Genomic DNA, 24,905 nt, shown 5'->3' with positions numbered 1-24,905 from the left:
CCGCCCTTCCGTGCCATATGCTCGGGCATGAGCAGGCCCGTCCCCAGCCCGCGCCCCATGCAGGCACGCTTCATCGAAGGCTCGACGCTGCGCCATGTCGCGGTGATGACCGCGACGGGATCGGTGGGCCTCGTCGCCGTCTTCGTCGTCGACCTGCTCAACCTCTTCTACATCTCGCTGCTCGGCGAGGAGGAGCTGGCGGCGGCCATCGGCTATGCCGGCACGGTGATGTTCTTCACCACCTCGGTCGCCATCGGCGTGATGATCGCCGGCTCGGCGCTGGTGGCGCGCGCGGTCGGCAGCGGCCGCATGCAGGACGGACGGCGGCTGTCGACCTCCGGCTTCCTCTACATGACGCTGGCGAGCGGGCTGATGACGGTGCTGATGCTGCCCGTGCTGGAGCCGATGCTGTCCCTGCTCGGCGCCAGCGGGCGCACGCTGGAATTGGCCGAGGACTTCCTCCTCATCGTGCTGCCCTCCACTCCGCTGCTCGGGCTCGGCATGGCCGCCTCCGGCACGCTGCGCGGCGTGGGCGATGCGCGCCGCTCCATGTGGGTGACGCTGTCGGGCGGCATCGCCACCGCGATGCTCGACCCGCTGCTGATCCTCGCGCTCGGCCTGGGCGTGGAGGGCGCCGCCATCGCCTCGGTGCTCTCGCGGGTGGTGATGGCCGCCTACGGCCTCTACGCGGTGGTGCGGGTCCACGGGCTCGCCGAGCGGCCGAGCCTGAAGGGCCTGCTGACCGACCTCGCGCCGCTCTCGGCCATCGCCGTGCCGGCGATCCTCACCAATGTCGCCACCCCGGTCGGCAACGCCTATGTCACCTATGCGCTCGCCCCGCATGGCGACGCGGCGGTGGCCGCCTGGGCGGTGATCGGCCGGCTGATCCCGGTCGCCTTCGGCCCGCTCTTCGCGCTCACCGGCGCCATCGGCCCGGTGATCGGCCAGAATGTCGGCGCGCTGCGCTATGACCGGGTGCGGCAGGCGATCCGCGACAGCCTGAAGCTGACGCTCGGCTATGTGCTGCTGGTCTGGCTGGTCATGGCGCTGGCGCGCCATCCGATCGCGACCGTGTTCGGCCTGTCGCCGGAGGGCGAGGCGCTGGTCGAGTTCTTCTGCCTCTTCGCCGCCGGCGCCTACATCTTCTTCGGCGCGCTGTTCGTCGCCAACGCCGCCTTCAACAATCTCGGCGCGCCGCTGCTCTCGACCCTGTTCAACTGGGGCCGGGCGACGCTCGGCACCATCCCCTTCGTCTGGGCGGGCGGGCATTTCTTCGGCGCCATCGGCGTGATCGCCGGCCAGGCGCTGGGCTCGGTCGCCTTCGGCGTGGCGGCTCTCATCTCGGCTTTCGCTGTGGTGAGGCGCCTCGACGCCCGCAGCCGCCCGCCCGAGCCTGCGTCCCCCCTCGCCGGAGCGGAACTGCCGCCCTTCTCGCGCGGCGAGGACGCCACCGCCATCGAGACCGAAGGGCTCAGATAGGCTCAGATGATCCCGGCGACGCCGAGCGCGGCGCCGGCGGCCAGCATCCACAGCGGGCTGAGGCGGGTGAAATAGAGCACCAACGCGGCGACCACGGTGAAGACCGCGGTCATCGGCGTACGCGCCGCGCCCTCCGCCAGCACGACACCGGAAGCGGCGATGAGGCCGATGGTCAGCGGCACCAGCCCGCCCTGCACGATGCGCCGCCAGCGCGCCGCGCGAAAGCGGTGCCAGACGCCGCCGACCACATAGGCCAGCACGCAGGTCGGCCCCATCAGCGCCAGCGTCGCCACGACGGCGCCGAGCGTGCCGGCGACATGCCAGCCGATCAGCGTGACGATGAGCATGTTCGGGCCCGGCGCCGCCTGCGCGATGGCGAAGGCCTGGGAGAACTGGGCGTCGGTCATCCAGCCGGCGACCTCGACGATCTGGCGGTGCATCTCCGGCACCACCGCGTTCACGCCGCCGACGGTGAAGGGCGAGATGGCGAGGAAATGCAGGGCGAGCGAGACCACCGGGTCGTTGTCGTTCATCGCCCCTTCCTCCGCTCGGCCCACCAGGACAGCCCGATCGACACCGGCGCCAGCGCCAGGATGACCATGGGCAGCGACCATTGCAGCACCGCGACGCCGGTGAAGGCCGCCAGCGCGATCAGCGCGGTGTGGACGCGCGGGCGCCGCCACAGCGGCTCGGCCATGCGCAGCGCCATCGAGATGACCAGTCCGGCCGCCGCCGCCGCCAGCCCCGCCAGCATGCTGGAGACCGCGCCGATATCGGCGTAGCGGGTGAAGACGACGCCCGCCAGCACCACGCCGACCGCCGGCACCACGGTGAGCCCGAGCACGGCGGCGACAGCCCCCGGCACGCCGCGGAAGCGCGCGCCGACCACGACCGCCAGGTTGACGATGTTCGGCCCGGGCAGGAACTGGGAGAGGCCGATCGCCTCGGTGAACTCGTCGGGGGTGAGCCAGCGATAGCGCTCGACCAGCGCCCGCCGGGCGATCGGCAGCACCCCGCCGAAGGCGACCATCGCCACCGAGAGAAAACCGACGAACAGCTCCAGCAACCCCGGATCGGGCGTGCTCGGGCTATCGGTCGGGGCGGGGCTGAGCATGGAATCGCAGGGCGGGCGAGCTGGCGATATCGCCGCTATAGACCAATCGCCGCCGGCTGATAATGCAAAATGCATCCTGGTACGGACAAATCCAACCGCCTCGCCTGTTCGCGGCCCCTTTCCTCCCGACGAGGAGAACGGATAGAGTACAGCCATGAGCGAACCCGCCCTCGTCATGCCCATAGACGGCCGCCAGTCGGAGATGGCCCGCGCCATCCAGCGCGGGGCGCTGCGCTATCTCGGCGCCCGTGGCCTCGTCGGCGTGCCGGAATTCTCCCTCGCCTCCGGCCGCCGCGCCGACATCGCCGCGATCGACATGCGCGGCGAGGTGTGGGTGGTCGAGATCAAGTCCTCGGTGATCGACTTCCGCACCGACCGCAAATGGACCGACTACCGCTTCCATTGCGACCGGCTGTTCTTCGCCGTCGGCCCGGACTTCCCGCTCGACATATTGCCGGAGGATACCGGCATCATGGTCGCCGACCAGTTCGGTGCCGGGCTGATCCGCGAGGCGCCGCACCACCCCATGCCGGGCGCCACCCGCAAGGCGCTCACGCTCCGCCTCGCCCGCACCGCCGCCGGGCGGCTGATGGGGCTGATGGACCCCGAGGCGCTACGCGGGATCGAGCTTTAGGGGCTGGTCGGCAGAGGAGCGTGCGTGCTTCGAGGCCAGCCTGCGGCCGGCACCTCAGCATGACGACGGTTCCTCGGTTGCACGTACTTCGTCATCCTGAGGTGCTCGCGCAGCGAGCCTCGAAGGACGCAGGCCCGTGCCGATATGCCCGATTTGAATCTGGACGGGGGAAAACCGCCCACCGCGCTTGAAACGCGACCTCCCCCTCTGCCAGCGTCTTTTCCATGGATGCCCGCGTGAACGAGATTCCACCGGACGAGGCCGCGCCCCTGCCCGCGTCGAAGGACGCGGCGGAGAACCGCGTCACGCCCAAAGCGCCCGCCGAAGGCGAGCGCGTCACGCCCATGATGGCGCAGTACATCGAGATCAAGACCGCCAATCCCGGCAGCCTGCTGTTCTACCGGATGGGCGACTTCTACGAGCTGTTCTTCGACGACGCCGAGACGGCGTCCCGCACGCTCGGCATAGTGCTGACCAAGCGCGGCAAGCACCAGGGCGAGGACATCCCGATGTGCGGCGTGCCGGTGGAGCGCGCCGAGGAATATCTGCACAAGCTGATCGCCGCCGGCCACCGCGTCGCCGTCTGCGAGCAGATCGAGGACCCGGCCGAGGCCAAGAAGCGCGGCCCGAAGAGCGTGGTGAAGCGCGACGTCATCCGCCTGGTCACGCCGGGCACGCTGACCGAGGACGCGCTGCTCGACGCGCGGCGCGAGAACGTGCTCGCCGCCGTGGCGCGGGTGCGTGGGGGCGACGGCGAGGACGGCTACGTCTACGCCCTCGCCTTCGCCGACATCTCGACGGGCAGCTTCCGCGTCGCCGAGACCGACGCTTTGCGCCTCGCCGCCGACCTCGCCCGTATCGAGCCGGCCGAGCTGCTGCTGGCCGACGCGGTCTATGACGAGCCGGCCTTCAAGGCGGTCTGGCGCGCGCTGCCTGCGGTGACGCCGCTGCCCAAGGAAGCCTTCGACGGCGCCAGCGCCGAGCGGCGCCTCGCCGGCTTCTTCCAGGTGGCGACGCTCGATTCCTTCGGCAGCTTCTCCCGCGCCGAACTCAGCGCTGCCGCCGCCATCGTCGCCTATGTCGAGCGCACCCAGCTCGGCGCCCGCCCGCCGCTGAACCGGCCGCAGCGCGAGGCGGCCGCCGACGCCATGGTCATCGACCCGGCGACGCGGGCGAATCTGGAGATCCTGCGCACCACCACCGGCGACCGGGCGGGGAGCCTGTGCGCCTCGGTCGACCGCACCGTCACCTCGGCCGGCGCGCGGCTATTGTCCCGCCGCCTCGCCGAGCCGCTGACCGACCCCTTCCGCATCGCCGCGCGGCTCGACGCGGTGGAGCATCTGGTCGACGAGACGGCGCTGCGCGCGCAATTGCGCGACCGCCTCGCCGGCGCGCCGGACCTTGCCCGTGCGCTCTCGCGTGTCGCGCTCGGCCGCTCCGGCCCGCGTGATCTTGCCGCCATCGGCCGGGGCCTCACCGAGGGTGCCACTATTTCCGCGCTGATCGCCGCCTCGCCGGCGCCGGCGGAACTGGCGGAAGCCGCGCGCATACTCGCCAGTGTCGATCCCACGCTCGCCGCCATGCTCGGCGCGGCACTCGACGACGAATTGCCGCTCAACCGCCGGGACGGCGGCTTCACCCGGCCGGGCTATAGCGAGGAGCTCGACGCCACCCGCGCGCTGCGCGACGAGAGCAGGCGCGTGGTGGCGGCGCTGGAGCGGCGCTATGTCGAGGAGACCGGCGTCCGGGCGCTGAAGATCCGGCACAATGCCGTGCTCGGCTATTTCGTCGAGGTCTCCCAGCAGAATGCCGACCGGCTGCGCGAGCCGCCCTTCGACGCCGTCTTCATGCACCGCCAGACCATGGCGGGGGCGATGCGCTTCACCTCCACCGAGCTCGCCGAGCTGGAGGCGAAGATCGCCAGCGCCGGCGAGCGGGCGCTGGCCCTGGAGCAGCGCATCTTCGACGAGCTCGCCGCCGCGGTGCTCACTCACTCGGAAGCCATCCGCGCCTGCGCCGAGGCGCTGGCGGTGATCGACGTCACCGCCGGGCTGGCGAAGCTCGCCGTGGACGAAACGCATGTGCGCCCGGACGTGCATGACGGGCTCGACTTCCTGATCGAGGGCGGCCGCCATCCGGTGGTCGAGCAGGCGCTGCGGCGCGACGGCGGGCCGTTCGTCGCCAATGACTGCGAACTCTCGCCGCCGGAAGCGGCCAATAGGGGCTCAACGTCCGGCCGCATCTGGCTGGTCACCGGCCCCAACATGGCGGGCAAGTCGACTTTCCTGCGCCAGAACGCGCTGATCGCCATCCTCGCCCAGGCCGGCGCCTTCGTTCCCGCGCGGCTGGCGAAGATCGGCGTCGTCGACCGCCTGTTCTCGCGCGTCGGCGCGGCGGATGACCTCGCGCGCGGGCGCTCGACCTTCATGGTCGAGATGGTCGAGACCGCCGCCATCCTCAACCAGGCGACGGAACGCTCGCTGGTCATCCTCGACGAGATCGGGCGGGGCACCGCGACCTTCGACGGCCTCTCCATCGCCTGGGCGAGCCTGGAGCACCTGCACGAGGTCAATCGCTGCCGCGGCCTGTTCGCCACCCATTTCCACGAGCTGACCGCCCTCTCCCAGCGCCTCGCCCGCCTCGTCAACGCGACGGTGAAGGTGAAGGAGTGGGAGGGCGAGGTGATCTTCCTGCACGAGGTCGTGCCGGGCGCCGCCGACCGCTCCTACGGCATCCAGGTCGCCAAGCTCGCCGGCCTGCCGCCGGCGGTGGTTTCCCGCGCGCGGGCGGTGCTCACCGAGCTGGAGAACGCCGACCGCGCGGCCCCGGCGCAGCGCATCCTTGACGACCTCCCCCTCTTCGCCGCCATCAACCGCGCGCCCGCGCCGGCCGCCAAGGCCGACCCGGCGGCGGAAGCGGTGAAGACGGCGCTCTCGGGCCTCGATCCCGACGAGATGACCCCGCGCGAGGCGCTGGAGGCGCTGTACCGGCTGAAGGCGGCGGCGAAGGGCGGGTAGGCAACCTCATTCTGCCAGTGGGACGGCGTGGCCAAGGATGATCGTCATGCCCGGGCTTGACCCGGGCATGACGTTGTTTTGGGAAGGCGCGGCGCTTTTTACGCCTGGCTCGCCGCCTGCGTCCTGAGCGCGGCCTGCGCCGCGGCGAGGCGGGCGATCGGGACGCGGAAGGGCGAGCAGGACACGTAGTCGAGCCCCACTTCCTCGCAGAAGGCGACGGAAGCCGGGTCGCCGCCATGCTCGCCGCAGATGCCGAGCTTGAGCTTCGGGCGCACGGCGCGGCCGCGCTCGGTGGCGATCTTCACCAGCTCGCCCACGCCCTCGACGTCGATCGACACGAAGGGGTCGACCTCGAAGATGCCCTTGCCGACATAGGTGCCCAGGAACGTGCCGGCGTCGTCGCGCGAGATGCCGTAGGTGGTCTGGGTCAGGTCGTTGGTGCCGTAGGAGAAGAATTCCGCCGTCTCGGCGATCTCGCCGGCCTTGAGCGCCGCGCGCGGCAGCTCGATCATGGTGCCGACCTGGTACTCGACCTTGGCGCCGGTCTCCGCCTCGACCTTCCTGGCCGCGGCGTCGATGACTTCCTTGACCAGATCGAATTCCTTCTTGCCGGTGATCAGCGGCACCATCACCTCCGGCACCACCGGCTTGCCGGTCGACTTCTGCGCGGCGACGGCCGCCTCGAAGATGGCGCGCGCCTGCATCTCGGCGATCTCCGGGAAGGCGATGGCGAGACGGCAGCCGCGGAAGCCGAGCATCGGGTTGAACTCGTCGAACTCGCGCTTGCGGGCGGCGAGCTTGGCGGCGGAAACCCCGAGGCCCTCAGCCACTTCCGCGATCTCGGCGTCGGTGTGCGGCAGGAATTCGTGCAGCGGCGGGTCGAGCAGGCGGATGGTGACGGGGAGCCCGTCCATGATCTCGAACAGCTCCTGGAAGTCCGAGCGCTGGGCGGCGAGCAGCTTCGACAGCGCGGCGCGGCGGCCCTTCTCGTCATCCGCCAGGATCATTTCGCGTACGGAACGGATGCGGTCGCCGTCAAAGAACATGTGCTCGGTGCGCGAGAGGCCGATGCCCTCGGCGCCGAAGTTCTTGGCGGTGCGGGCATCCAACGGGGTCTCGGCATTGGCGCGCACCTTGAGGCGGCGCACGCCGTCGGCCCAGCCCATCAGCGTGGCGAACTCGCCGGACAGCTCCGGCTGGAGGGTGGGCACCGCGCCGGCGATCACCTGGCCGGTGGCGCCGTCGATGGTGAGGATCTCGCCCTTCTTCAGCGTCACGCCGCCGGAGGTGAGCGTGCCCGCCGCGTAGTCGACGCGGATGGTGCCGGCGCCGCAGACGCAGGGCTTGCCCATGCCGCGCGCCACCACGGCGGCGTGCGAGGTCATGCCGCCGCGCGTGGTGAGGATGCCCTGAGCGGCGTGCATGCCGTGGATGTCCTCAGGCGACGTCTCGATGCGCACGAGGATGACCTTGCGGCCCTGCGACTTCAGCAGCTCCGCGTCATCCGCCGAGAACACGATCTCGCCGGAAGCGGCGCCCGGCGAGGCCGGCAGGCCGGTGCCGATAACCTTCTTCTCGGCCTTGGGGTCGAGCATCGGATGCAGCAGCTGGTCGAGTGCCGCCGGATCGACACGGGCAATGGCCTCCTCGCGGGTGATCACGCCGTCATTGGCGAGCTCGACCGCGATGCGCAGCGAGGCCTTGGCGGTGCGCTTGCCCGAACGGGTCTGCAGCATCCACAGCTTGCCGCGCTCGACGGTGAATTCGAGGTCCTGCATGTCGCGGTAGTGCTGCTCCAGCACGCCGGCGATGCGGTTAAACTCGGTGAACACCTCCGGCAGCGCCTTCTCCATGGACGGCTTGTCGGAGCCGGCCTCGATGCGCGCGGCCTCGGTGATGTTCTGCGGCGTGCGGATGCCCGCCACCACGTCCTCGCCCTGGGCGTTGATCAGGAACTCGCCATAGAGCGCGTTCTCGCCGGTGGAGGGGTTGCGGGTGAAGGCGACGCCCGTTGCGGACGTGTCGCCCATATTGCCGAACACCATGGCCTGCACGTTCACCGCCGTGCCCCAGCTCTCCGGGATCTGGTGCAGACGGCGATAGACGATGGCGCGCTGGTTCATCCACGAGCCGAACACGGCGCCGATGGCGCCCCAGAGCTGGTCGTGCGGGTCCTGCGGGAAGGCCCGGCCGAGCTCGTGCTGCACGAGCTTCTTGTAGCGGGCGACGATCTCCTTCCAGTCCCCGGCGGAGAGGTCGGTGTCGAGGTTGAGGCCGTTATCGGCCTTGTAGCCGTCCAGCACCTCCTCGAAATGATGGTGCGGGAAGTCCAGCACCACGTTCGAGTACATCTGGATGAAGCGGCGGTAGCTGTCATAGGCGAAGCGGGCATCGCCCGAGGAGGCGGCCAGCGCCTCCACCGTCGTGTCGTTCAGCCCGAGGTTCAGCACCGTGTCCATCATGCCGGGCATGGAGGCGCGGGCACCCGAGCGCACGGAGACGAGCAGCGGGTTGGCGGCATCGCCGAAAGTGCGGCCGGTGAGCTTGCCGACATGGGCGAGCGCGTCGTCGACGGCGGCCTTCAGCTCCGGGGGATAGCTGTTGCCGTTCGCGTAATAGTAGGTGCAGACCTCGGTGGAGATGGTGAAGCCGGGGGGCACCGGCAGGCCGAGATTGGACATTTCCGCGAGATTCGCGCCCTTGCCGCCGAGCAAGTTGCGCATATCCGCCGCACCTTCCGCAGTACCGTCGCCGAAGGCGTAGACCCATTTCGTCATGTCGGAAGCCCTGTTGAGGAGAGGCCGGAGGGGGCCTCTTCGCCGTGATGGAAATTCGACCAAGGCCGAATGTTGAGCACAGACAAATAGTTAGGCTACATCCCGGAAAATGGCCGAGACCCTTTTCCAAGGATCATCTAGCGCCCTGGCCCCATTCCTTCAATCCATCAATTCGCAGTGCACCATGATCCTTCGTGCCGCAGCGTCCCATCGGGGAGGCACCCGATTGCCGCGAGGTCAGCAATCAGGCAGGCTCGCGGCGCCGGCAACCCACTTCAGCCAAGGGACATTCCATGACTGGCACGTTGAACCGACTGGCCCCGCACGTCCTCAGCCTGCTGCGAATCGCCTCGGCCCTGCTGCTGCTGCAGCATGGCACCACCAAGATCCTCGGCTTCCCTCAGACCCAGGCGAGCGGCATCAGCCTGACCACCCCCGGTGGCATCGCCGGCATCTTCGAGCTGGTCGGCGGCGTGCTGCTGCTGATCGGGCTGTTCTCGCGCCCGACCGCCTTCATCCTCTCGGGCATGACGGCGGTAGCCTATTTCATGGTGCACGCGCCGCAGGACTTCTACCCGATCGTCAATGGCGGCGAGTTGGCGGCGCTCTACTGCTTCGTCTTCTTCTACCTCACCTTCGCCGGCCCCGGCCCGTGGAGCATCGACGCGCTGCGCTCGCGCGACGCGTGAGGTCGCCCCTGCAATGACGTCATCCCGGAACGGCCGTCAGGCCGTATCCGGGATCGCATGCAGGACGGAGAGCAATCCCGGCTCACGCTGCGCTTCGGCCGGGATGACGGATGTCGAGGGCTCAGAACGGCATGTGGCCGGAGCGGCCGAGCAGGCCCATCACGCCGATGAAGATCAGGTAGATGGCGACGATGTAGTTGAGCAGGCGCGGCATCACCAGGATGAGGATGCCGGCGATCAGCGCGACGATCGGCTGGATGCTGACGATGTTGATTTCCATGTGCGAACTCCCCGAGGCGGTAACTCAATAAGCGTCAGACGCGGGCGAAGTTCCAGCTTTTCCGTGAGGGAGCGGAGGGATTTCCCGCGCTGGCGCCCGGCCGCGTATCTCCCTTTCCAGTCCAATGGCCCTCATCCTGAGGTGCCCGGCCGAAGGCCGGGCCTCGAAGGATGCTCGTCCGGGTGCACGGTGTCGACCATCCTTCGAGGCTCGCTACGCTCGCACCTCAGGATGAGGTTGCTGGCTGGGGAGCGAAAAGGCGGGATGACGTCCGCCGCCCCGCTCAGCCCTCGATGCGGTCGAAATCGGCGATGGCGCGGGTCGCGGTGCGGATATCGGCGAGCAGGCGCAGGCGGTTCGCGCGCAGCGCCTTGTCCTCGGCGTTCACCGTCACCTTGTCGAAGAAGGCGTCGACCGGCGCGCGCAGGCGGGCGATCAGCGCCATGGCGCCCTCGAAGTCCTCGCTCGCCAGCGCCGCCTCGATCTGCGGGCGCAGGTCGGCGATGGCATCGGCCAACGCGCGCTCCTCCGGCTCGGCGAAGAGCGCGGTATCGACGCCGCCCTCATAGGCGATGCCGTCCTTCTTCTCCTCGATACGCAGGATGTTCGCCGCACGCTTGGTGCCGGCGAGCAGGTTCCTGCCGTCCTCTGAGCTGAGGAAGCGGCCGAGCGCCTCGACGCGCTTGACGATCAGCAGGAGGTCGTCCTGGTCCGGCAGCGCGAACACCGCGTCGACGAGATCGTGCCGCGCGCCCTGCTCGCGCAGATGAACCTTCAGGCGGTCGGCGAAGAAGGCGAGGAGGTCAGGCTCGACGAATTCGGTGAGCTTCAACCGCAGTCCATTCTCCAGCACTAACCGCACCACGCCCAGCGCCGCCCGCCGCAGCGCATAGGGGTCCTTGCTCCCGGTGGGCTTCTCATCGATGGCCCAGAAGCCGACCAGCGTATCGAGCTTGTCGGCCAGCGCCACGGCGACGGAGACCGGCGCGGTCGGCACGCGGTCGGTCGGGCCCTGCGGCTTGTAGTGCTCCTCGGCCGCGAGGGCGATCTCCTCCGGCAGCCCCTCCAGACGGGCATAGTATTTGCCCATCAGGCCCTGCACTTCGGGGAATTCGCCGACTACCTCGGTGCGCAGATCGCTCTTGGCGTAGAGCGCGGCGCGCTCGGCGAGCTCCGGATCGGCCCCGACCAGAGGCGCCAGCGCCTTCGCCAACGCGGCGATGCGCTGGATGCGCTCGAGCTGCGAGCCGAGCTTCTCGTGGAAGGTGACGTTGCCGAATTTCGCCAGCCGCTCTTCCAGCGGCACGGCGGCGTTGGTCTTCTTGTCGGTCTCCCAGAAGAACTTGGCGTCCGACAAACGCGCGCGGATGACGCGCTCATTGCCGGCGACGATGGCCTTGCCGCCGTCGCTGGCCTTGAGGTTCGACACCAGGATGAAGCGGTTGGCGAGGCGCCCGGTGGCCGGGTCCTTCAGCACGAAGCATTTCTGGTTGATGCGAATGGTGGCGCGGATCACCTCGTCCGGCACGTCGAGGAAGCCTTCCTCGAACGCGCCCATCAGCACCACCGGCCATTCGACGAGGCCGGCGATCTCGTCGAGCAGCCCCTCATCCTCGACCAGCTCCAGCCCCTGCGCCAGGGCGAGGTCCTTGGCATCATTGAGGATGATGTCCTTGCGGCGGTCGCGGTCGGCGACGACGAAGGCGGCCTCCAACTTGGCCATCCAGTCGTCGAGCCGGCGCACCCTGATCGCGCCTTCGGAGAGGAAGCGGTGGCCGCGCGTGGTGTCGCCGGATTCCAGCCCGTCGATCTCGAAGCGCACCACCTCCGGTTCCTCGGTCTCCGGGCCGAAGGTGCAGAGGATCGATTGCAGCGGGCGCACCCAGCGCAGGCTGCCGGTCTCGGCCGAGGCCTTGCCCCAGCGCATCGACTTCGGCCAGGGGAAGCCGCGCACGATCTCCGGGACGATCTCGGCGACGACGTCCGGCGTCGGGCGGCCATGGCGATGGATATGGGCGACGTAGGAATCGCCCTTCTTCGGGTCGCTCACGATCTTGGCTTCGTCCAGCGAGGACAGCCCGGCCGCCTTGAGGAAGCCCTGTATGGCCGCCTCCGGCGCGCCGACGCGCGGGCCCTTGCGCTCCTCATGCGTGTCCGGCTGGTGCGCGGGCAGGCCGTGGATCGCCAGGGCGAGGCGGCGCGGGGTGACGAAGGCCTTGGCGCCCTCATAGAGCAGGCCGCGCTCGACCAGCGCGTCGGTGACGAGCTTGCGCAAATTCTCCGCCGCGCCCGCCTGCATGCGGGCGGGGATTTCCTCGGAGAACAGTTCGAGCAGAAGATCGGGCATGGGCGCGGGTCACGTCGGCTGCGGGGGAAGAACGCCGGACGCCCTAGCACGGCGCGGCGCGCAAAGGGAGAGCGAAGTCAGCGCAGCGGGGTGGAGGCGCGCTCGGTCATGGTCAGCGCGGCGGCGAGCGGGCAGACGACGAGCAGCAGCACCATGGTCAGGGTGTTGATCTGCAGGGAGGTGCGGGCGGTGAGGCCGTCGATCCGAAGACGATGCCGCCGATGGGCCGCATCAGGAAGGAGGCGGCGAAGACCCCGAAGGCGGAGATGAGGCCGACGAAGGGATCGGAGGTCGGGAAGAAGTTCTTCGCGAACACCGCCGCCAGGAAGCCATAGGCGGCGAAATCGTACCATTCCAGCGTGTTGCCGATGACGCCGGCGAGCAGCAGGCGCGGCGACACCTTGCCCGGCCGCTCCCGCGGGCCCGTCTGCGCCGACGCGGTGGAAGCCAGGTCGGCGGTCGCGGCGAGGGACGGGCTGGTCAAGGGGCGGCTCAGGGCCGGAAGGGATCAGGCTTTTACGGCGTCGACCCCGCCCGCGGCAGTGGCGAGCCAGGCGGCGCCGCAGGCCTTGGCCAGCTCGCGCACCCGCAGGATGTAGCTCTGGCGCTCGGTCACCGAGATGACGCCACGCGCGTCCAGCAGGTTGAAGACGTGGCTCGCCTTGATGCACTGGTCATAGGCGGGCTGCGCCATCAGATGGCGGGCCCTGTCGTCGGCCCAGCCGGCCTCCAGGTACTTCGCCGCCGCGCTCTCGGCCATGCGGAACTGCTCGAACAGCATGTCGGTGTCGGCATGCTCGAAATTGTGCCGGGAATATTCCTGCTCGGCCTGCAGGAACACGTCGCCATAGGTGACCTTCTCGGCCCCCTCGCGGCCGTTGAAGTTGAGGTCGTAGACGTTCTCGACCCCCTGCACATACATGGCGAGGCGTTCCAGGCCGTAGGTCAATTCGCCCGCGACCGGGGCGCATTCGAAGCCGGCGACCTGCTGGAAATAGGTGAACTGGCTCACCTCCATGCCGTCGCACCAGCACTCCCAGCCGAGGCCCCAGGCGCCGAGCGTCGGGCTCTCCCAGTCGTCCTCGACGAAGCGCACGTCGTGCAACCTGAGGTCGATGCCGATGGCGTCGAGCGAGGCGAGGTAGAGGTCCTGGAGATCGGCCGGCGAGGGCTTCAGGATCACCTGGTACTGGTAATAATGCTGCAGCCGGTTGGGGTTCTCGCCATAGCGCCCGTCCTTGGGGCGGCGCGAGGGCTGCACATAGGCCGCCTTCCACGGCAGCGGCCCAAGCGCGCGCAGCGTGGTGGCGGGATGGAAGGTGCCGGCGCCGACCTCCATGTCGTAGGGCTGGAGCACGACGCAGCCCTTGTCCGCCCAGAAGGCATGGAGCGCGAGGATGAGCCCCTGGAACGACTTGTCGGGGCGCATATGGGGCGGCAGCGTGGGATCGATCATGGAGGCTCGGCGGATTGGCGGGAAAATCGCGCGCAACCTAGGCTGCGCAAGGTTCCCGATCAAGCTTGGAGCGACCTCCGACCCTGAACAACGTCATGCCCGGGCTTGACCCGGGCATCCACGACTTCGACTCCGCCTGGCGCCAAGGAAGACGTGGATGGCCGGGACAAGCCCGGCCATGACGGCGTGACGGCTGGGCTCCGTGTGTCATTCGGCATGCCCTCGTGTTCGTTTTGTCAGCGGCAAAAACGGACTATCTATCCGACATGTCCGACACGACGACCGAATCGCCGATCTCCAACGCCCCCGACTGGACCGTCTCCGAGCTTTCCGGCGCGCTCAAGCGCACGGTGGAGGACGCCTTCGGCCATGTGCGGGTGCGCGGCGAGATCTCGGGCTATCGCGGCCCGCACTCGTCGGGCCATGCCTATTTCAGCCTGAAGGACCAGAACGCCCGGCTCGACGCCGTGGTGTGGAAGGGCGTGTTCGGCCGCCTCAAGGTGCGGCCCGAGGAGGGGCTGGAAGTGGTCGCCATCGGCCGCATCACCACCTTCCCCGGCAAGTCGTCCTACCAGATCGTCATCGACCAGCTCGAATTCGCCGGCGCCGGCGCGATCATGGCGATGCTGGAGGAGAGGAAGCGCCGGCTCGCCGCCGAGGGGCTGTTCGCCGGCGAGAGGAAGCGCCGCCCGCCCTTCCTGCCTGTTGTCATCGGCGTCGTCACCTCGCCGACCGGCGCGGTGATCCGCGACATACTGCATCGCCTCTCCGACCGTTTCCCGCGCCATGTGCTGGTCTGGCCGGTCAGGGTGCAGGGCGACACCTGCGGGGCGGAGGTCACCGCCGCCATACGCGGCTTCAATGCTCTCACCCCCGGCGGGCCGATCCCGCGCCCGGACGTGCTGATCGTCGCGCGCGGCGGTGGCTCGCTGGAGGATTTGCTCGGCTTCTCCGAGGAGAGCGTGGTGCGGGCGGCGGCGGAAAGCGCGATCCCGCTCATCTCCGCCGTCGGCCACGAGACCGACGTCACGCTGATCGACTTCGCCGCTGATGTGCGCGCGCCCACCCCCACCGCCGCCGCCGAGATGGCGGTGCCGGTGCGCGCCGATCTGATCGCCGAGGTGGCCGGGCTGCATGCGCGGCTGCGCGCCTGCTTCGCCCGCGGCCTCGACCGCCGCGCCACCGATCTGCGCTCGCTCTCCCGCCTGCTGCCGAGCGCCGATGCGCTGCTCGCCTTGCCGCGCCAGCGGCTCGACATCGCCGGCCAGCGGCTGCCGCGCGCGCTGAAAGCCAATGCGGCGGCACATCGGCTGGCGCTGACCCGTGCCGAGGGGCGCCTGGCGCCGCAGCGCCTCGCCGTGCTGGTGGAGCGCCGGCGCGAGCGTTTCGAACTGTTCGCCGGGCGGCTCTCCAGCGCGCTGCGCGCCAATGCCAATGCCCATCGCGAGCGGATCGACCGCGCCCGCGAGCGGGTCAACGGCGTGCATGCCCGCCTCGCGCCCTGCCTGCGCCGCGGCCATGAGGAACGGGCGCGCAAGCTGCGCTCGCTCGAGCAGCTCATGCAGGCGCTGTCCTACAAGGGCGTGCTCGCGCGCGGCTACGCGCTCGTCCGCGACGCCAATGGCGAGCCGCTGCATGCAGCGGCCGAGGTCGCGAGCGGGCAGGCGCTGGAGATCGAGTTCCGCGACGGGCGCGTCAGCGCGGTGGCCACCGGCGAAGGAACGCCGCCGCGCCCGCCCGCGCGCAAGCCGGCCAAGCCCCGTGGGGCCTTGCCGGACGAGGACAGCCAACCCACCTTGTTCGGCAATTGAGCGCCCCGCCGCGCGGGCAGGCAAACCCGCGGACTTGCCGCCGGTGCCGGCGGGCCGCTATTGTCGGGCATTGAACAAGCAGGAAAGAGCGGCGCCATGAACCGCTTCGAACGTTTTTCCGCCTCCGGCGAGGCCGAGTTGCGCTATCTCGACGGCGACTTCCGGGTCGTGCGTCCGGGCACCTTCGTGCGCTGCGCCGTGACCGGCCAGCCGATCCCGCTCGACGAGCTGCGCTACTGGAGCGTCGATCTTCAGGAAGCCTATGCCAGTCCGGAAGCGGTACTGGCACGGCTGCATCCCGACCTCGCGCGCGGCCGCTGACGGCCGTTCAGCCGTTTCCCAATCCCGCCAGCATGCGGTCGAGCGCGCGCGCGCTCTGCGGCTCCAGCGCCATGCGCACGGGCAGCACGTCGGAGACGCCGAGCAGTTCCTGGCCGATCTCGCTGCCGGCGAGGCGCATCGCGTCCTTCTCGGTCGTCACCAGGAGGAGGTCCTCCTCCTCGGCCTGCGCGCGCAGCTCGGCGATCTCGGTCTGCGTGTAGACGTGGTGGTCGGGGAAGGCGCGCGTCGCCACCGGCAGCATGCCGAGCGAGCGCAGCGTGTCGAAGAACTTGGCCGGCCGGCCGATGCCGGCATAGGCGAGCACCCGCTTGCCGAACAGCCGCGCCACCGCCTGCGCATCCGGCGCGAGGCGCCCGCGCAGCACGACGATGCCGGCGGCATAGCCGTCGCGCGCCACCCGCTCGCCCGGCGCGCCCTCGCCGACGACCAGCAGCGCCTGCGCCCGCTCCAGCTGCGGCGCCAGCGGCGCGCGCAGGGGTCCGGCAGGCAGGCACAGGCCGTTGCCCACCCCCACTCCGCCGTCGACCACGAGGATGGACAGCGCCTTGGCGAGCGTCGGGTTCTGGAAGCCGTCATCCATGATGAGGATGTCGGCGTCGGCCTGCGCCGCCATCTGCGCCCCGGCGAGCCGGTCGCGGGCGACGAAGGTCGGCGCGGCGCGGGCATGCAACAGCGGCTCGTCGCCGACATCCTCGGCGCTGTGCAGCAGCGTATCGACCTTCACCGGCCCCTTGAGCCGCCCGCCATAGCCGCGGGTGAGGATGGCCGGCTGCAGCCCCTTGGCCATGAGCCGCTTGGCGATGGCGATCACCGCCGGCGTCTTGCCGGCGCCGCCCACCGTCGGGTTGCCGACGCAGACCACGGGAATGCCGACCTCGGCGCCCGGCCGGCGCATGCGCGCCAGCGTGGCGGCGCCGACCGCGGCGCCGAGCGGGGAGAGCAGCGCCGCCAGGGTGCTGCGTTCCCGCCGCCACCAGAAGTCCGGCGCTCGCATCGCGGTCAGTGCCTCTCCAGACGTATCTGAACGAGATAGGGATCGATCGCCGCCAAGGTACGCTCGAGCGCGCCGCCGAAGCTCTCGACCGTCGCCTGTCCGGCCTCGATCATATGCTGGCGCGAGGCGCGGTCCGCCAGCAGCATGAAGGCGCTCGCCGCCAGCGTGCGGGCATCGCTCACCGGCGCCGCGCCGTGCTCGGCGTCGAGCCTCGCATAAAGCTCGCTGAAATTCGTGACATGCGGACCGTGCAATATGGCGGTGTCGAGCTTGATCGGCTCGATCGGGTTCTGCCCGCCCCTGCGCACCAGCGAGCCGCCGAGCAGCGCCACCCCGGCCAGCCGATAGAACAGGCCGAGCTCGCCGATGGTGTTGGCGACGTAGATCGAGGTGCCCTTGTCCGGCAGGTAGCCGTCGCCGCGCAGCACCGCCGGGCAGCCGGCCTCGGTGGCGAGCTGCACCACCGCCACGCCGCGCTCGGGATGGCGCGGGGCGATGATGGTAAGAAGCCCCGGCATCTCCTTGGCGAGACGCTTGTGCGCCTCGATGATGATCTCCTCCTCGCCCGGATGGGTGGAGGCGGCGACCAGCACCTCGCGCCCGGCCGAGGCGGCGCGCAGCGCGTCGAAGGCGGCGAGGTCGACCGGCGGCGGCGGCGCGTCGAATTTGAGGTTGCCGGTGACGGTGACGCGCGGCGCGCCGAGCTTCTTCAGCCGCCCGCCATCGTCCGGCCCCTGCGCGAGGCACAGATCCACCCGCGCCAGCAGCGCCGCGACGCTGCGCCCGACGCGCTGCCAGCTCCCGAAGGAGCGCGGCGACATGCGGGCATTGACCAGCACCAGCGGCGTGCCGCGCGCGCTCACCTCGTTGATCAGGTTCGGCCACAGCTCGGATTCGACCAGCAGCACGAGGTCGGGCCGCCAGTGCTTCAGGAAGCGGCGCAGGAACAGCGGCGAATCGAGCGGCACGAACTGGTGCGGCACGTCGGGCGGCAGGCGCGTGCGGGCGAGCCGCGCCGAGGTCAGCGTGCCGGAGGTGAACAGCACCTGGAAGCCCCGCCCGCGCAGCCGCTCGATCAGCGGCAGCACCGCGATCATCTCGCCGACGCTGGCGCCGTGCAGCCAGACGAGCGGTCCCCTGGGACGCGGCGCCGAGGCGCGGCCATAGCGCTCGCGCAGCCGGGCCGGGTCCTCCTTGCCGCGCTTCAGCCGGCGCGCCAGCAGGAAGCCGATGAAGGGCGTCGCCAGCCAGGTCGCCATCCGGTAGAGGCGGATCAGGAAGGTGGAGCGCGCCTTAGCCATGCCGCGCCCCGGTCATCGCAGGCGCGATCCGGGCGCGCCGGTTCCCGGAGCCTGCTGGCCATGGGAAAGATTAGCCGGCTCCACATGCGCCTTGGCCGGACGCCCGACCAGCTCCTCGGCGCGGGCGGTGATCTCGTCGAGCTGGCGCTGCAACTCGCGGCGCGCGGCGTCGAGCTCTTCCGGGCCGGCATCGGCCGGCACCCTCAATCCGTCGCCGGCGACCACGGCGGCCCGGCCGAAGGGCAGATGGATGGCGGCGCGGTCCCAGCTCTTGGCGAGGATGCGGTTGGAGGTGGCGATGGCCACCGGGTAGATCGGCCGGCCGGAATGCTTGGCGATGGTGATCACGCCGAGGCCGACCACGCGCGAGATCTTCGGCACGTCGGCCGTCATCGCCACATTGGTGCCTTCGCTCAAATGGCGGATCATCTCCACCGTGGCGTTGAAGCCGCCCTTGGTGCGGAAGTCGCGCCCCTGCGCCCCCGAGCCGCGCACCGCGCCGATGCCGAGCGCCTCGGCGGCGATGGCGTTCACGTCGGCGTCGGCGCTGCGCGAGATCATCACGCGGGCGCGGTGATAGGGCCTGACGAGGAAGGGCGTGAGGAAGTGCTGGCCGTGCCAGAAGGTCAGGATCATCGGCAGCTGCGCGTCGGCCAGCTCGTAGAGATTGGCCGGCTCCATCACCACGCGCTGCGTGCGCCAGACGAGGCGCAGATAGGACGCCATCGTGCGTCCGAGCACGTTGCGGACCGTTGGGGAGGTGCGCAGTCTACGCCACATGTCGGAAGGGCCGGCGTTCAGCGGGTCGTGGCGCTGGCTTCCGGATCCAGCAGGCGATGCAGATGGACGATGAAATAGCGCGTCTGCGCGCTGTCGACGGTCTGCTGTGCCTTCGCCTTCCAGGCGGCGTGGGCGGTGGCATAGTTCGGATAGACGCCGACGATGTCGAGCTTGTCGAGATCCTTGAAGGTGATGCCGTCAATGGATTCGAGTTCGCCGCCGAAGACGAGATGGAGAAGCTGAGGACTGGCCTTGGTCTCGGTCATGCGGTTGCGTCCTAATGCGGGGCGCCGTCAGCGCGCCGCGACCATGAGGGTCGGGTGCAGCAGGGGTCCGGCGGACACCAGTGCCCCGTGCCGCGGCACCGGCGCGTTATAGGCGAGCGGACGGCCGTCCAGCGTGGTCAGGCGTCCGCCTGCTTCGTGCACCAAAAGGTCCGCGGCGGCAAGGTCCCAGTCGTTCCCGTTGGGTGACGCCAATGCCGCATCCAGCTCGCCCGTCGCCACCCGGGCGATGCGCAGCGCCAGCGAACGGATGCGCGGCACCCGGCGCAGCGTCCCGTTGCGGTCGATGTGACTGACGAAGGGCGCCGGGCCGTCGACCGTCGCGCCGGCCATCTCCGCCATCTGCGAGACCGTGATCGACCGTCCGTTGCGGGTGGCGCCGCCGCCCTGCACGGCGATGAACAGCTCCTCGGTGATCGGGGCGAACAGCGCGCCGGCGATGGGCCGGCCGTTCTCGACGAGCGCCGCCTCGACGCACCAGTCCGGCCCGCCGGCCATATAGGCGCGGGTGCCGTCGATGGGATCGACGATCCACACGCGCTTGCGCGACAGGCGCGAGGGCTCGTCCACCGTCTCCTCGGAGAGCCAGCCATATTCCGGGCCGATGAGGCTGAGCCGCTCGCGCAGCATCACGTCGACGGCGAGGTCCGCCTCGGTGACGGGCGAGGCATTGTGCTTCGACCAGGACTTCACGCCCTCGCGGAACATGGCGACGGCCACCGCGCCGGCGGCGACCACCGCGTCCGCCAGATGCCGCGCGGCGATGGCCGGGTCGGCGAGCGGGTCCGGGCGGGGCGTCTCAGGGTCGGAAATGGGATATGGCTCCATCATCGGGGATTAGTCGGCGCGGACGGCATGCGCAACCGCCATGTCGGCACGGCGGGCGCTTTCGACAAGGTTTCATCAAGCATAGGCGCCGTTTCCGGCCGCGAAGAAACGGTCAACCATTTCCTTTAAGCGGGTTGGGGGTACCGGGCGACTAGGGTGCTGCCACGACCGAGGCCATAGAGCCGGAAAATCGGCGGGGAGAGCATGATGCGTCAGCAGAAGGCAGAGGCCTGGCCTCACGATCCAGCCTATCCTTATGTCGCGCTGGAACGTCCGACCGGAGCGGAGGGATGGCCGCTCCTGTTCCAGTCGCTCGATCCGGGCGCCGATGACGGCGTGCGGCTCATCGCGCTGTGGCCGGATGCGGTGGCGCTGCGCCGCCGCGTCGCTGGCCTGCCGATGAAGATCGAGCGGCCGCTCACCGACTATGGGGGGCTGGCGGTGGCCCTGCTCGACCCGGAAGGCGACGACGAGGGCGTCGCCATCGTGCTGGTGCATGCCGATCCGGTTTTGTCGGTCACGCTCTACAGCGCCCCGCATATCGACGACGTGGTGGCCGAATGGCGCGGCTGGAGCGAGGCGCTGAGCCTGCCCATGCTGGTGACCGAGGCCGACGGCACGCGCCGCCCGGCCTATCCGATGATCGGCCGCCTCACCGTCGCCGCCGCACGGGCGCGCCGGCCGCGCCGCGGGCCGCTGAAGCACCGCCGCCCCAGCGTCTATCGGCGGCGCGCCGCCGGCCGGCCGCTGGCCGGGCTCGACGTGCATCGCGGCGAGCGCGAGCTGATCGCCAGGGACTGAACGCGCGACGGAGCGAGCCGCACCCATCATCAGGTATGCACGGCCGACACCAATGCCGCGCCCTGGTGGAACGTCGTGGTGCTAGAATGCGCGCGTCCGCCGCTGCCAGAGTTTCGACCCATGAAGCACATGCTGACCCCGCTCGCCGCCGCGCTTCTCCTCGGCTTCGCGCCGGCGGCCAACGCCTCGCCCTGCGCCGACGCGGTGACGAAGGCCCAGTCCGAGCTTGACCAGTACATCGACGCGCTCGCCGCCGCCGGCCCGAGCGCGCCGGAGACCACGGGCGCGCTGCTGAGCCACGATCCCTCGCCCGGCGAGATCGCCCGCACCGAAGCCGAGCTCGGCGACGGCGACCAGGCGGAGCAGGCGCAGGAGGCGCTCGACCGCGCCCGCGCCGCCGAGGCGAATGGCGACACCGCGACCTGCGAGGCGGAGGTCGCGAGGGCGCGCGCCACGATAGGCCGCAAATAGTCCGGCCTACTCGCCGCCCTCCCTCGCCAGCGGCCGGATGAGATGGCCGTGGAACAGGAAGGCCAGCCCGGTCAGAGCGGCCAGCAGCAGGCACGCCGCCGCCATGGCCGGGACCAGCCCCGCCGCCGCCAGCAGCAGCGCGCCGATGCAGGCGCCGGCGACGAAGGAGGCCCATGAGCCGGCATAGGCCAGTGCCTCGGACGGCCGCTCCTTGCCGCGCAGCCAGTGCGCCAGCGCCTGGCCGCAGCCGAACAGCGCGCCGGTGACGAAGCTCTTGCCGATATCGGCGCCGGCGATGACCTGATGCACGTTGTTCTGCATGCCCATCGCCACCGCGACCGGCAGCAGCGAAAGCTTGCCGATGCCGGCGGCGGTGAGCACCATCGCGAGCGCGAACAGCCCGACCTCGCTGCCGAGCACCGCCACCAGCTTCCATTCCTGGGCGGCGTCGGCGACCAGCGTGCCGAGGAGCGCGCCAAGGATGAAGCTGGCGATGACGGAGAGCGTGACCAGCACGACCTCCCACTGACCATCGGCGAGCTGGATGCCGAGCCTTGTGCTGTTGCCGCTCATGAAGGACAGGAACAACCCGCCGAGATAGGCATAGCCGACCGCGTCGACGAAGCCGGCGACGATGGTGGCGAAGCTGGCGAACAGCAGCGGGCGGCCGCCCGCGCGGAACATCTGCATCCTCACCCCAGCTTTCTCATCTTCGCACGTTCATTGGGACAGGCGCGAAAAAGGGCGCCGAGGGGCGCCCTTTCCGCGGGCCGCGACGCGGCTCGATGTCAGGCCGGGATCACCGGCAGACGTGCACCCAGCCGCCGCCCCAGGTGCGGCGCCAGAAGCAGCCCTGACGAACCGGCGGGCCCCAGGCGCGCGCATAAGGCGGCACGTACCAGTAGTTCCAGCCCGGACGCCACCAGCAATGCCAGACGCCGCAGACCCAGCGCACATTCTCGGTGAGCGGGGCGGTGGCGGGCAGGACGATGGACGAGGTGCCGAGCGCCGGGGTGGCGACGCCGGCCTGGGCAGTGCCGCCGCCAAGGCTGGTGGCGACGATCATTCCCAGCGCGAAGGCCGCGCCGAGGACGATCTTGCGGAAGGAGAGGATGAAAGACACGGAAAGGCTACGCATGAAGCACTCCCGAGCGTTGAAGACCGACGCTGAACGATAGCACGCCGCTTTTCCGACGCCAGACGTAACCCCATGGGACAGCGAAAAAAATCTGGCCCGCAGATGGCGTTTCGCGGACTGGCCCCCGGGTCAGTCCCGAGATGAGGGAGATACGAGCGTCAGGGTATGCCGGCGCCGGAACCGCTCAGCAGCGCGAGACCGACCAGCCCACCGCCCAGCACCAGGATCGCCGGATTGACCTTCTTCACGAAATAGACCCCGGCGAACACCGCCACCGCGATCAGAATCGTGAGCACGCCGTCGATGGCGGTGCGGGCGATGGAAATGGTGCCGGCCGCCATCAGACCGACCACCAGCGGCGCCATGCCCTGCTGCAACGAGCGCCGCCAGGGCGAGCCCTCGAAATGGTCCCACACCCGCGAGGCGCCCCAGGAGATGACGCCCGCCGGCACGAAGAACCCGAGGAAGGCGAGCAGCGCCCCGACATAGCCGGTGACGTGGTAGCCGATGACGATGACCATCAGCATGTTCGGCCCCGGCACCACCTGGCCGAGGCCGTATATGTCGCGAAAGCCGTCATCGGTCAGCCAGTGATGGCTCTCCACCACCAGCGCCTTGGTCTCCGGCAGCACGGCGGCGCCGCCGCCGACCGCCAGTACCGAGAGCAGCGCGAAGACGCCGAGGACGGAGAGGTTCTCGTTCATTCGGACGATCCCGGCGCATCGGCGGCCTGCCGGCGCGGCCGGTAGAGGAAGACCGCGACCGGCCCGACGGTGAGCAGCACCCAGATCAGCGAGATGTGCAGGAAGCTCACCATGCCGACGGTGACCAGGATGATGGCGATGTCGACCAGGCTGCCGAGCTGCTTGCGGCCGATCTGCAACGTCACCGCCGAGAGCATGCCCACCGCCGCCGCGCCGACGCCGACCAGTGCCGCGTTGACGTAGGGGTTGGAGGCGTTGGCGGCATAGGCGACGCCGAGCACCAGCACCATCGTGCCGCCCGGCAGGGTGATGCCGAGGAAGGCGATGATCGAGCCCCACACGCCGCGCAGCCGGTCGCCGACGATGATGCTCATATTGGTGGCGTTCAGCCCCGGCAGCGCCTGCGAGATCTCCAGCGCCGAGAGGAAGTGCTCCTCGTCGAGCCAGCGCTTGCGGATCACCAGCCCGGCCCTGAGATAGGCCACCACGCCGCCGCCGAAGCTGACCGCGCCGATGCCGAGGAAGGTGAGGAAGATGTCCCACAGCTTCACGTCGCGCGGCACCGCATAGGGCGCCGCTTCAGTGTCGGGAGCGGCGCCCGGTCCGGGCTGCGCAGGCGTGTTCATGCGGGGGAACTCGCGAGGAGGATCAGCTTTCGTGGCTGGCCACGAGCTGCTTGCCGAAATTGTAGACCAGCGCCGTCTTGGTGGCGCCGAGCTTCACCCATTCGGGGGCATGGGTCTGCGCCGCCTTGAAGAACTCCTCCGAGCGGGCGCGCGCCTTGACGTGCACCTCGTCATAGCGGTCGAACTTCGCCTGGAAGGCGAACTCGCCGATGATCGAGGTCTCGGTGGCGCGGTCGCGCCAGACCGAGATGGTCGCCTTGGCGACGAGGCCGTGGCCGAAGTCGAAGGAGCCGACATTCACCTGCACCTCCTCGACCGACAGGTTGTTCACCTGCCCGATCTTCTTCTCCTTGTCGGCCGGGCAATGCGCGGCGAGCTCGGGGAACACGGTGGCGATGCGCTCCAGCCCCTCGTCGAGCACGAGGCCGGGGCTGAGCAGCACGCAATTATGCGAGTAGAGCGAGCGGATGCCGCCCAGGCTGTCCTTCGCCGGCAGCAGCTCTTCCTTGAACTTGATGTCGGCCTTGCCGCTCAGATGCGGGATGACGTCGACGGCGGCGGCGGTGGCGAGGTCCGGGTGGCGAAACTTCAGCGCCAGCTCGTGCTCGTGGTCGGGCCAGCCATCAGTGTAGAAGGTGCGTTTCCGCAGGATGAAGGCGTTGCGGTAAAGGTCGTAGTCCGGCGTGTCGTAGAATAGCACCTCGCGGACCTGCCGCTTGAAGCCGTCCTTGTTGGTGGTGACGCCGACCTTGAACTCGGGTGCGATCAGGCACAGCTTATGCCAGTACACCTCGAACTGATGGGGGTCGAAGAAGCGTTCCGGCCGAAGCAGGATCTTGTATTCGCGGTAGTGAATATCGTCCATCGCAGGCCCCGCAGACGGCCGCTCGCCGTACGCCCGACGTCAAGCTTTACGCCGCCCCACAGTCGCCGACAAGGCCGGGTCACGCGCCCGTCACACGCGGCGGCTACCGGCGAGATACCTTGAAGAAGGCGGCTGAAGTGTGATCCAAGGAAGCTGATCACCGATCA

At 69.8% G+C, this 24,905-nt stretch carries 25 protein-coding genes; 8 read left to right on the top strand and 17 right to left on the bottom strand.

Features of this window, described 5'->3' with window-relative positions:
* The first annotated feature begins 27 nt into the window (after nucleotides 1-27).
* The gene (locus SNOV_RS19970; RefSeq protein WP_041782449.1) at nucleotides 28-1,479 is read left to right on the top strand and encodes an MATE family efflux transporter; all 1,452 of its coding nucleotides are present in this window, start codon (nucleotides 28-30) and stop codon (nucleotides 1,477-1,479) included.
* Between the two features lie 2 nt (nucleotides 1,480-1,481).
* On the opposite strand, the gene SNOV_RS19965 is transcribed toward SNOV_RS19970, so the two are convergent.
* Entirely contained in the window at nucleotides 1,482-2,012 is a 531-nt protein-coding gene (locus SNOV_RS19965) for a chromate transporter (RefSeq protein ID WP_013168782.1), read from the bottom strand.
* On the bottom strand, nucleotides 2,009-2,593 hold the full coding sequence (locus SNOV_RS19960; protein ID WP_013168781.1) for a chromate transporter: 585 nt from the start codon (nucleotides 2,591-2,593) through the stop codon (nucleotides 2,009-2,011). The genes SNOV_RS19965 and SNOV_RS19960 overlap by 4 nt, the downstream gene beginning before the upstream one ends.
* Before the next feature lie 154 nt (nucleotides 2,594-2,747).
* Here SNOV_RS19960 and SNOV_RS19955 point away from each other — a divergent pair, with 154 nt between their 5' ends.
* Together SNOV_RS19955 and mutS are read left to right on the top strand one after the other, a co-directional pair.
* Complete coding sequence (locus SNOV_RS19955; protein WP_013168780.1) at nucleotides 2,748-3,227, top strand: MmcB family DNA repair protein; 480 nt, start codon at nucleotides 2,748-2,750, stop codon at nucleotides 3,225-3,227.
* A gap of 224 nt (nucleotides 3,228-3,451) precedes the next feature.
* Complete coding sequence (gene mutS, locus SNOV_RS19950; RefSeq protein ID WP_013168779.1) at nucleotides 3,452-6,244, top strand: DNA mismatch repair protein MutS; 2,793 nt, start codon at nucleotides 3,452-3,454, stop codon at nucleotides 6,242-6,244.
* A gap of 98 nt (nucleotides 6,245-6,342) precedes the next feature.
* Here mutS and ppdK read toward each other — a convergent pair whose 3' ends face one another.
* Complete coding sequence (ppdK, locus tag SNOV_RS19945) at nucleotides 6,343-9,021, bottom strand: pyruvate, phosphate dikinase (RefSeq protein WP_013168778.1); 2,679 nt, start codon at nucleotides 9,019-9,021, stop codon at nucleotides 6,343-6,345.
* Between the two features lie 293 nt (nucleotides 9,022-9,314).
* Here ppdK and SNOV_RS19940 point away from each other — a divergent pair, with 293 nt between their 5' ends.
* The gene (locus tag SNOV_RS19940) at nucleotides 9,315-9,710 is read left to right on the top strand and encodes a DoxX family protein (RefSeq protein ID WP_013168777.1); all 396 of its coding nucleotides are present in this window, start codon (nucleotides 9,315-9,317) and stop codon (nucleotides 9,708-9,710) included.
* Nucleotides 9,711-9,831: 121 nt separating this feature from the next.
* Here SNOV_RS19940 and SNOV_RS23170 read toward each other — a convergent pair whose 3' ends face one another.
* From SNOV_RS23170 to SNOV_RS19925, 4 genes are all read right to left on the bottom strand, one after another.
* Nucleotides 9,832-9,990 carry a DUF3096 domain-containing protein gene (locus SNOV_RS23170; RefSeq protein ID WP_013168776.1) on the bottom strand — a complete coding sequence of 53 codons (159 nt, stop codon included), beginning with the start codon at nucleotides 9,988-9,990 and terminating at the stop codon, nucleotides 9,832-9,834.
* A gap of 283 nt (nucleotides 9,991-10,273) precedes the next feature.
* A complete protein-coding gene (gene glyS / locus SNOV_RS19935; protein WP_013168775.1) occupies nucleotides 10,274-12,337 on the bottom strand; it encodes a glycine--tRNA ligase subunit beta in 2,064 nt (687 codons plus the stop codon).
* Between the two features lie 157 nt (nucleotides 12,338-12,494).
* Complete coding sequence (locus tag SNOV_RS24170; RefSeq protein ID WP_013168774.1) at nucleotides 12,495-12,821, bottom strand: hypothetical protein; 327 nt, start codon at nucleotides 12,819-12,821, stop codon at nucleotides 12,495-12,497.
* Nucleotides 12,822-12,845: 24 nt separating this feature from the next.
* Nucleotides 12,846-13,793 carry a glycine--tRNA ligase subunit alpha gene (locus tag SNOV_RS19925; RefSeq protein WP_013168773.1) on the bottom strand — a complete coding sequence of 316 codons (948 nt, stop codon included), beginning with the start codon at nucleotides 13,791-13,793 and terminating at the stop codon, nucleotides 12,846-12,848.
* A 266-nt stretch (nucleotides 13,794-14,059) separates the two neighbouring features.
* On the opposite strand from SNOV_RS19925, the gene xseA reads away from it, so the two are divergent.
* Nucleotides 14,060-15,604: an exodeoxyribonuclease VII large subunit gene (gene xseA, locus SNOV_RS19920; protein WP_013168772.1), complete on the top strand. Its 1,545-nt coding sequence runs from the start codon at nucleotides 14,060-14,062 to the stop codon at nucleotides 15,602-15,604.
* 96 nt (nucleotides 15,605-15,700) lie between these two features.
* Nucleotides 15,701-15,925, top strand: a complete 225-nt coding sequence (locus SNOV_RS19915; protein WP_013168771.1) for a DUF2093 domain-containing protein — start codon at nucleotides 15,701-15,703, stop codon at nucleotides 15,923-15,925.
* Nucleotides 15,926-15,932: 7 nt separating this feature from the next.
* Here the strand turns inward: SNOV_RS19915 and lpxK are convergent, their stop codons facing one another.
* The 5 genes from lpxK to SNOV_RS19890 are packed head-to-tail and all read right to left on the bottom strand — an operon-like array spanning nucleotide 15,933 to nucleotide 20,136.
* Nucleotides 15,933-16,940, bottom strand: coding sequence for a tetraacyldisaccharide 4'-kinase (lpxK, locus tag SNOV_RS19910; protein ID WP_013168770.1), 1,008 nt, complete (start codon nucleotides 16,938-16,940; stop codon nucleotides 15,933-15,935).
* A 5-nt stretch (nucleotides 16,941-16,945) separates the two neighbouring features.
* The gene (locus tag SNOV_RS19905) at nucleotides 16,946-18,241 is read right to left on the bottom strand and encodes a 3-deoxy-D-manno-octulosonic acid transferase (protein ID WP_013168769.1); all 1,296 of its coding nucleotides are present in this window, start codon (nucleotides 18,239-18,241) and stop codon (nucleotides 16,946-16,948) included.
* A gap of 12 nt (nucleotides 18,242-18,253) precedes the next feature.
* On the bottom strand, nucleotides 18,254-19,021 hold the full coding sequence (locus tag SNOV_RS19900; protein WP_013168768.1) for a lysophospholipid acyltransferase family protein: 768 nt from the start codon (nucleotides 19,019-19,021) through the stop codon (nucleotides 18,254-18,256).
* A 17-nt stretch (nucleotides 19,022-19,038) separates the two neighbouring features.
* Nucleotides 19,039-19,287 carry a DUF4170 domain-containing protein gene (locus tag SNOV_RS19895; RefSeq protein ID WP_013168767.1) on the bottom strand — a complete coding sequence of 83 codons (249 nt, stop codon included), beginning with the start codon at nucleotides 19,285-19,287 and terminating at the stop codon, nucleotides 19,039-19,041.
* 27 nt (nucleotides 19,288-19,314) lie between these two features.
* Entirely contained in the window at nucleotides 19,315-20,136 is an 822-nt protein-coding gene (locus SNOV_RS19890; RefSeq protein ID WP_013168766.1) for a 3'(2'),5'-bisphosphate nucleotidase CysQ, read from the bottom strand.
* Nucleotides 20,137-20,337: 201 nt separating this feature from the next.
* Here SNOV_RS19890 and SNOV_RS19885 point away from each other — a divergent pair, with 201 nt between their 5' ends.
* On the top strand, nucleotides 20,338-20,934 hold the full coding sequence (locus tag SNOV_RS19885; RefSeq protein ID WP_244412799.1) for a DUF6101 family protein: 597 nt from the start codon (nucleotides 20,338-20,340) through the stop codon (nucleotides 20,932-20,934).
* Nucleotides 20,935-21,054: 120 nt separating this feature from the next.
* Complete coding sequence (locus SNOV_RS19880; RefSeq protein ID WP_013168764.1) at nucleotides 21,055-21,405, top strand: hypothetical protein; 351 nt, start codon at nucleotides 21,055-21,057, stop codon at nucleotides 21,403-21,405.
* Nucleotides 21,406-21,411: 6 nt separating this feature from the next.
* Here SNOV_RS19880 and SNOV_RS19875 read toward each other — a convergent pair whose 3' ends face one another.
* From SNOV_RS19875 to SNOV_RS19855, 5 genes are all read right to left on the bottom strand, one after another.
* Nucleotides 21,412-22,089 carry a YoaK family protein gene (locus SNOV_RS19875; RefSeq protein ID WP_013168763.1) on the bottom strand — a complete coding sequence of 226 codons (678 nt, stop codon included), beginning with the start codon at nucleotides 22,087-22,089 and terminating at the stop codon, nucleotides 21,412-21,414.
* Nucleotides 22,090-22,204: 115 nt separating this feature from the next.
* Nucleotides 22,205-22,543, bottom strand: coding sequence for a hypothetical protein (locus SNOV_RS19870; protein ID WP_013168762.1), 339 nt, complete (start codon nucleotides 22,541-22,543; stop codon nucleotides 22,205-22,207).
* A 158-nt stretch (nucleotides 22,544-22,701) separates the two neighbouring features.
* Entirely contained in the window at nucleotides 22,702-23,247 is a 546-nt protein-coding gene (locus tag SNOV_RS19865) for a chromate transporter (protein ID WP_013168761.1), read from the bottom strand.
* The gene (locus SNOV_RS19860; protein WP_013168760.1) at nucleotides 23,244-23,873 is read right to left on the bottom strand and encodes a chromate transporter; all 630 of its coding nucleotides are present in this window, start codon (nucleotides 23,871-23,873) and stop codon (nucleotides 23,244-23,246) included. Before SNOV_RS19860 ends, SNOV_RS19865 begins: the two co-directional genes overlap by 4 nt.
* 22 nt (nucleotides 23,874-23,895) lie before the next feature.
* A complete protein-coding gene (locus SNOV_RS19855; RefSeq protein ID WP_013168759.1) occupies nucleotides 23,896-24,738 on the bottom strand; it encodes a hypothetical protein in 843 nt (280 codons plus the stop codon).
* Nucleotides 24,739-24,905 lie beyond the last annotated feature (167 nt).

The sequence above is a fragment of the Ancylobacter novellus DSM 506 genome (genome assembly GCF_000092925.1).
Lineage (GTDB): Bacteria > Pseudomonadota > Alphaproteobacteria > Rhizobiales > Xanthobacteraceae > Ancylobacter > Ancylobacter novellus.
The sequence above is the reverse complement of the archived record's forward strand: the minus strand, read 5'-3'. Positions and strand labels throughout refer to the sequence as shown.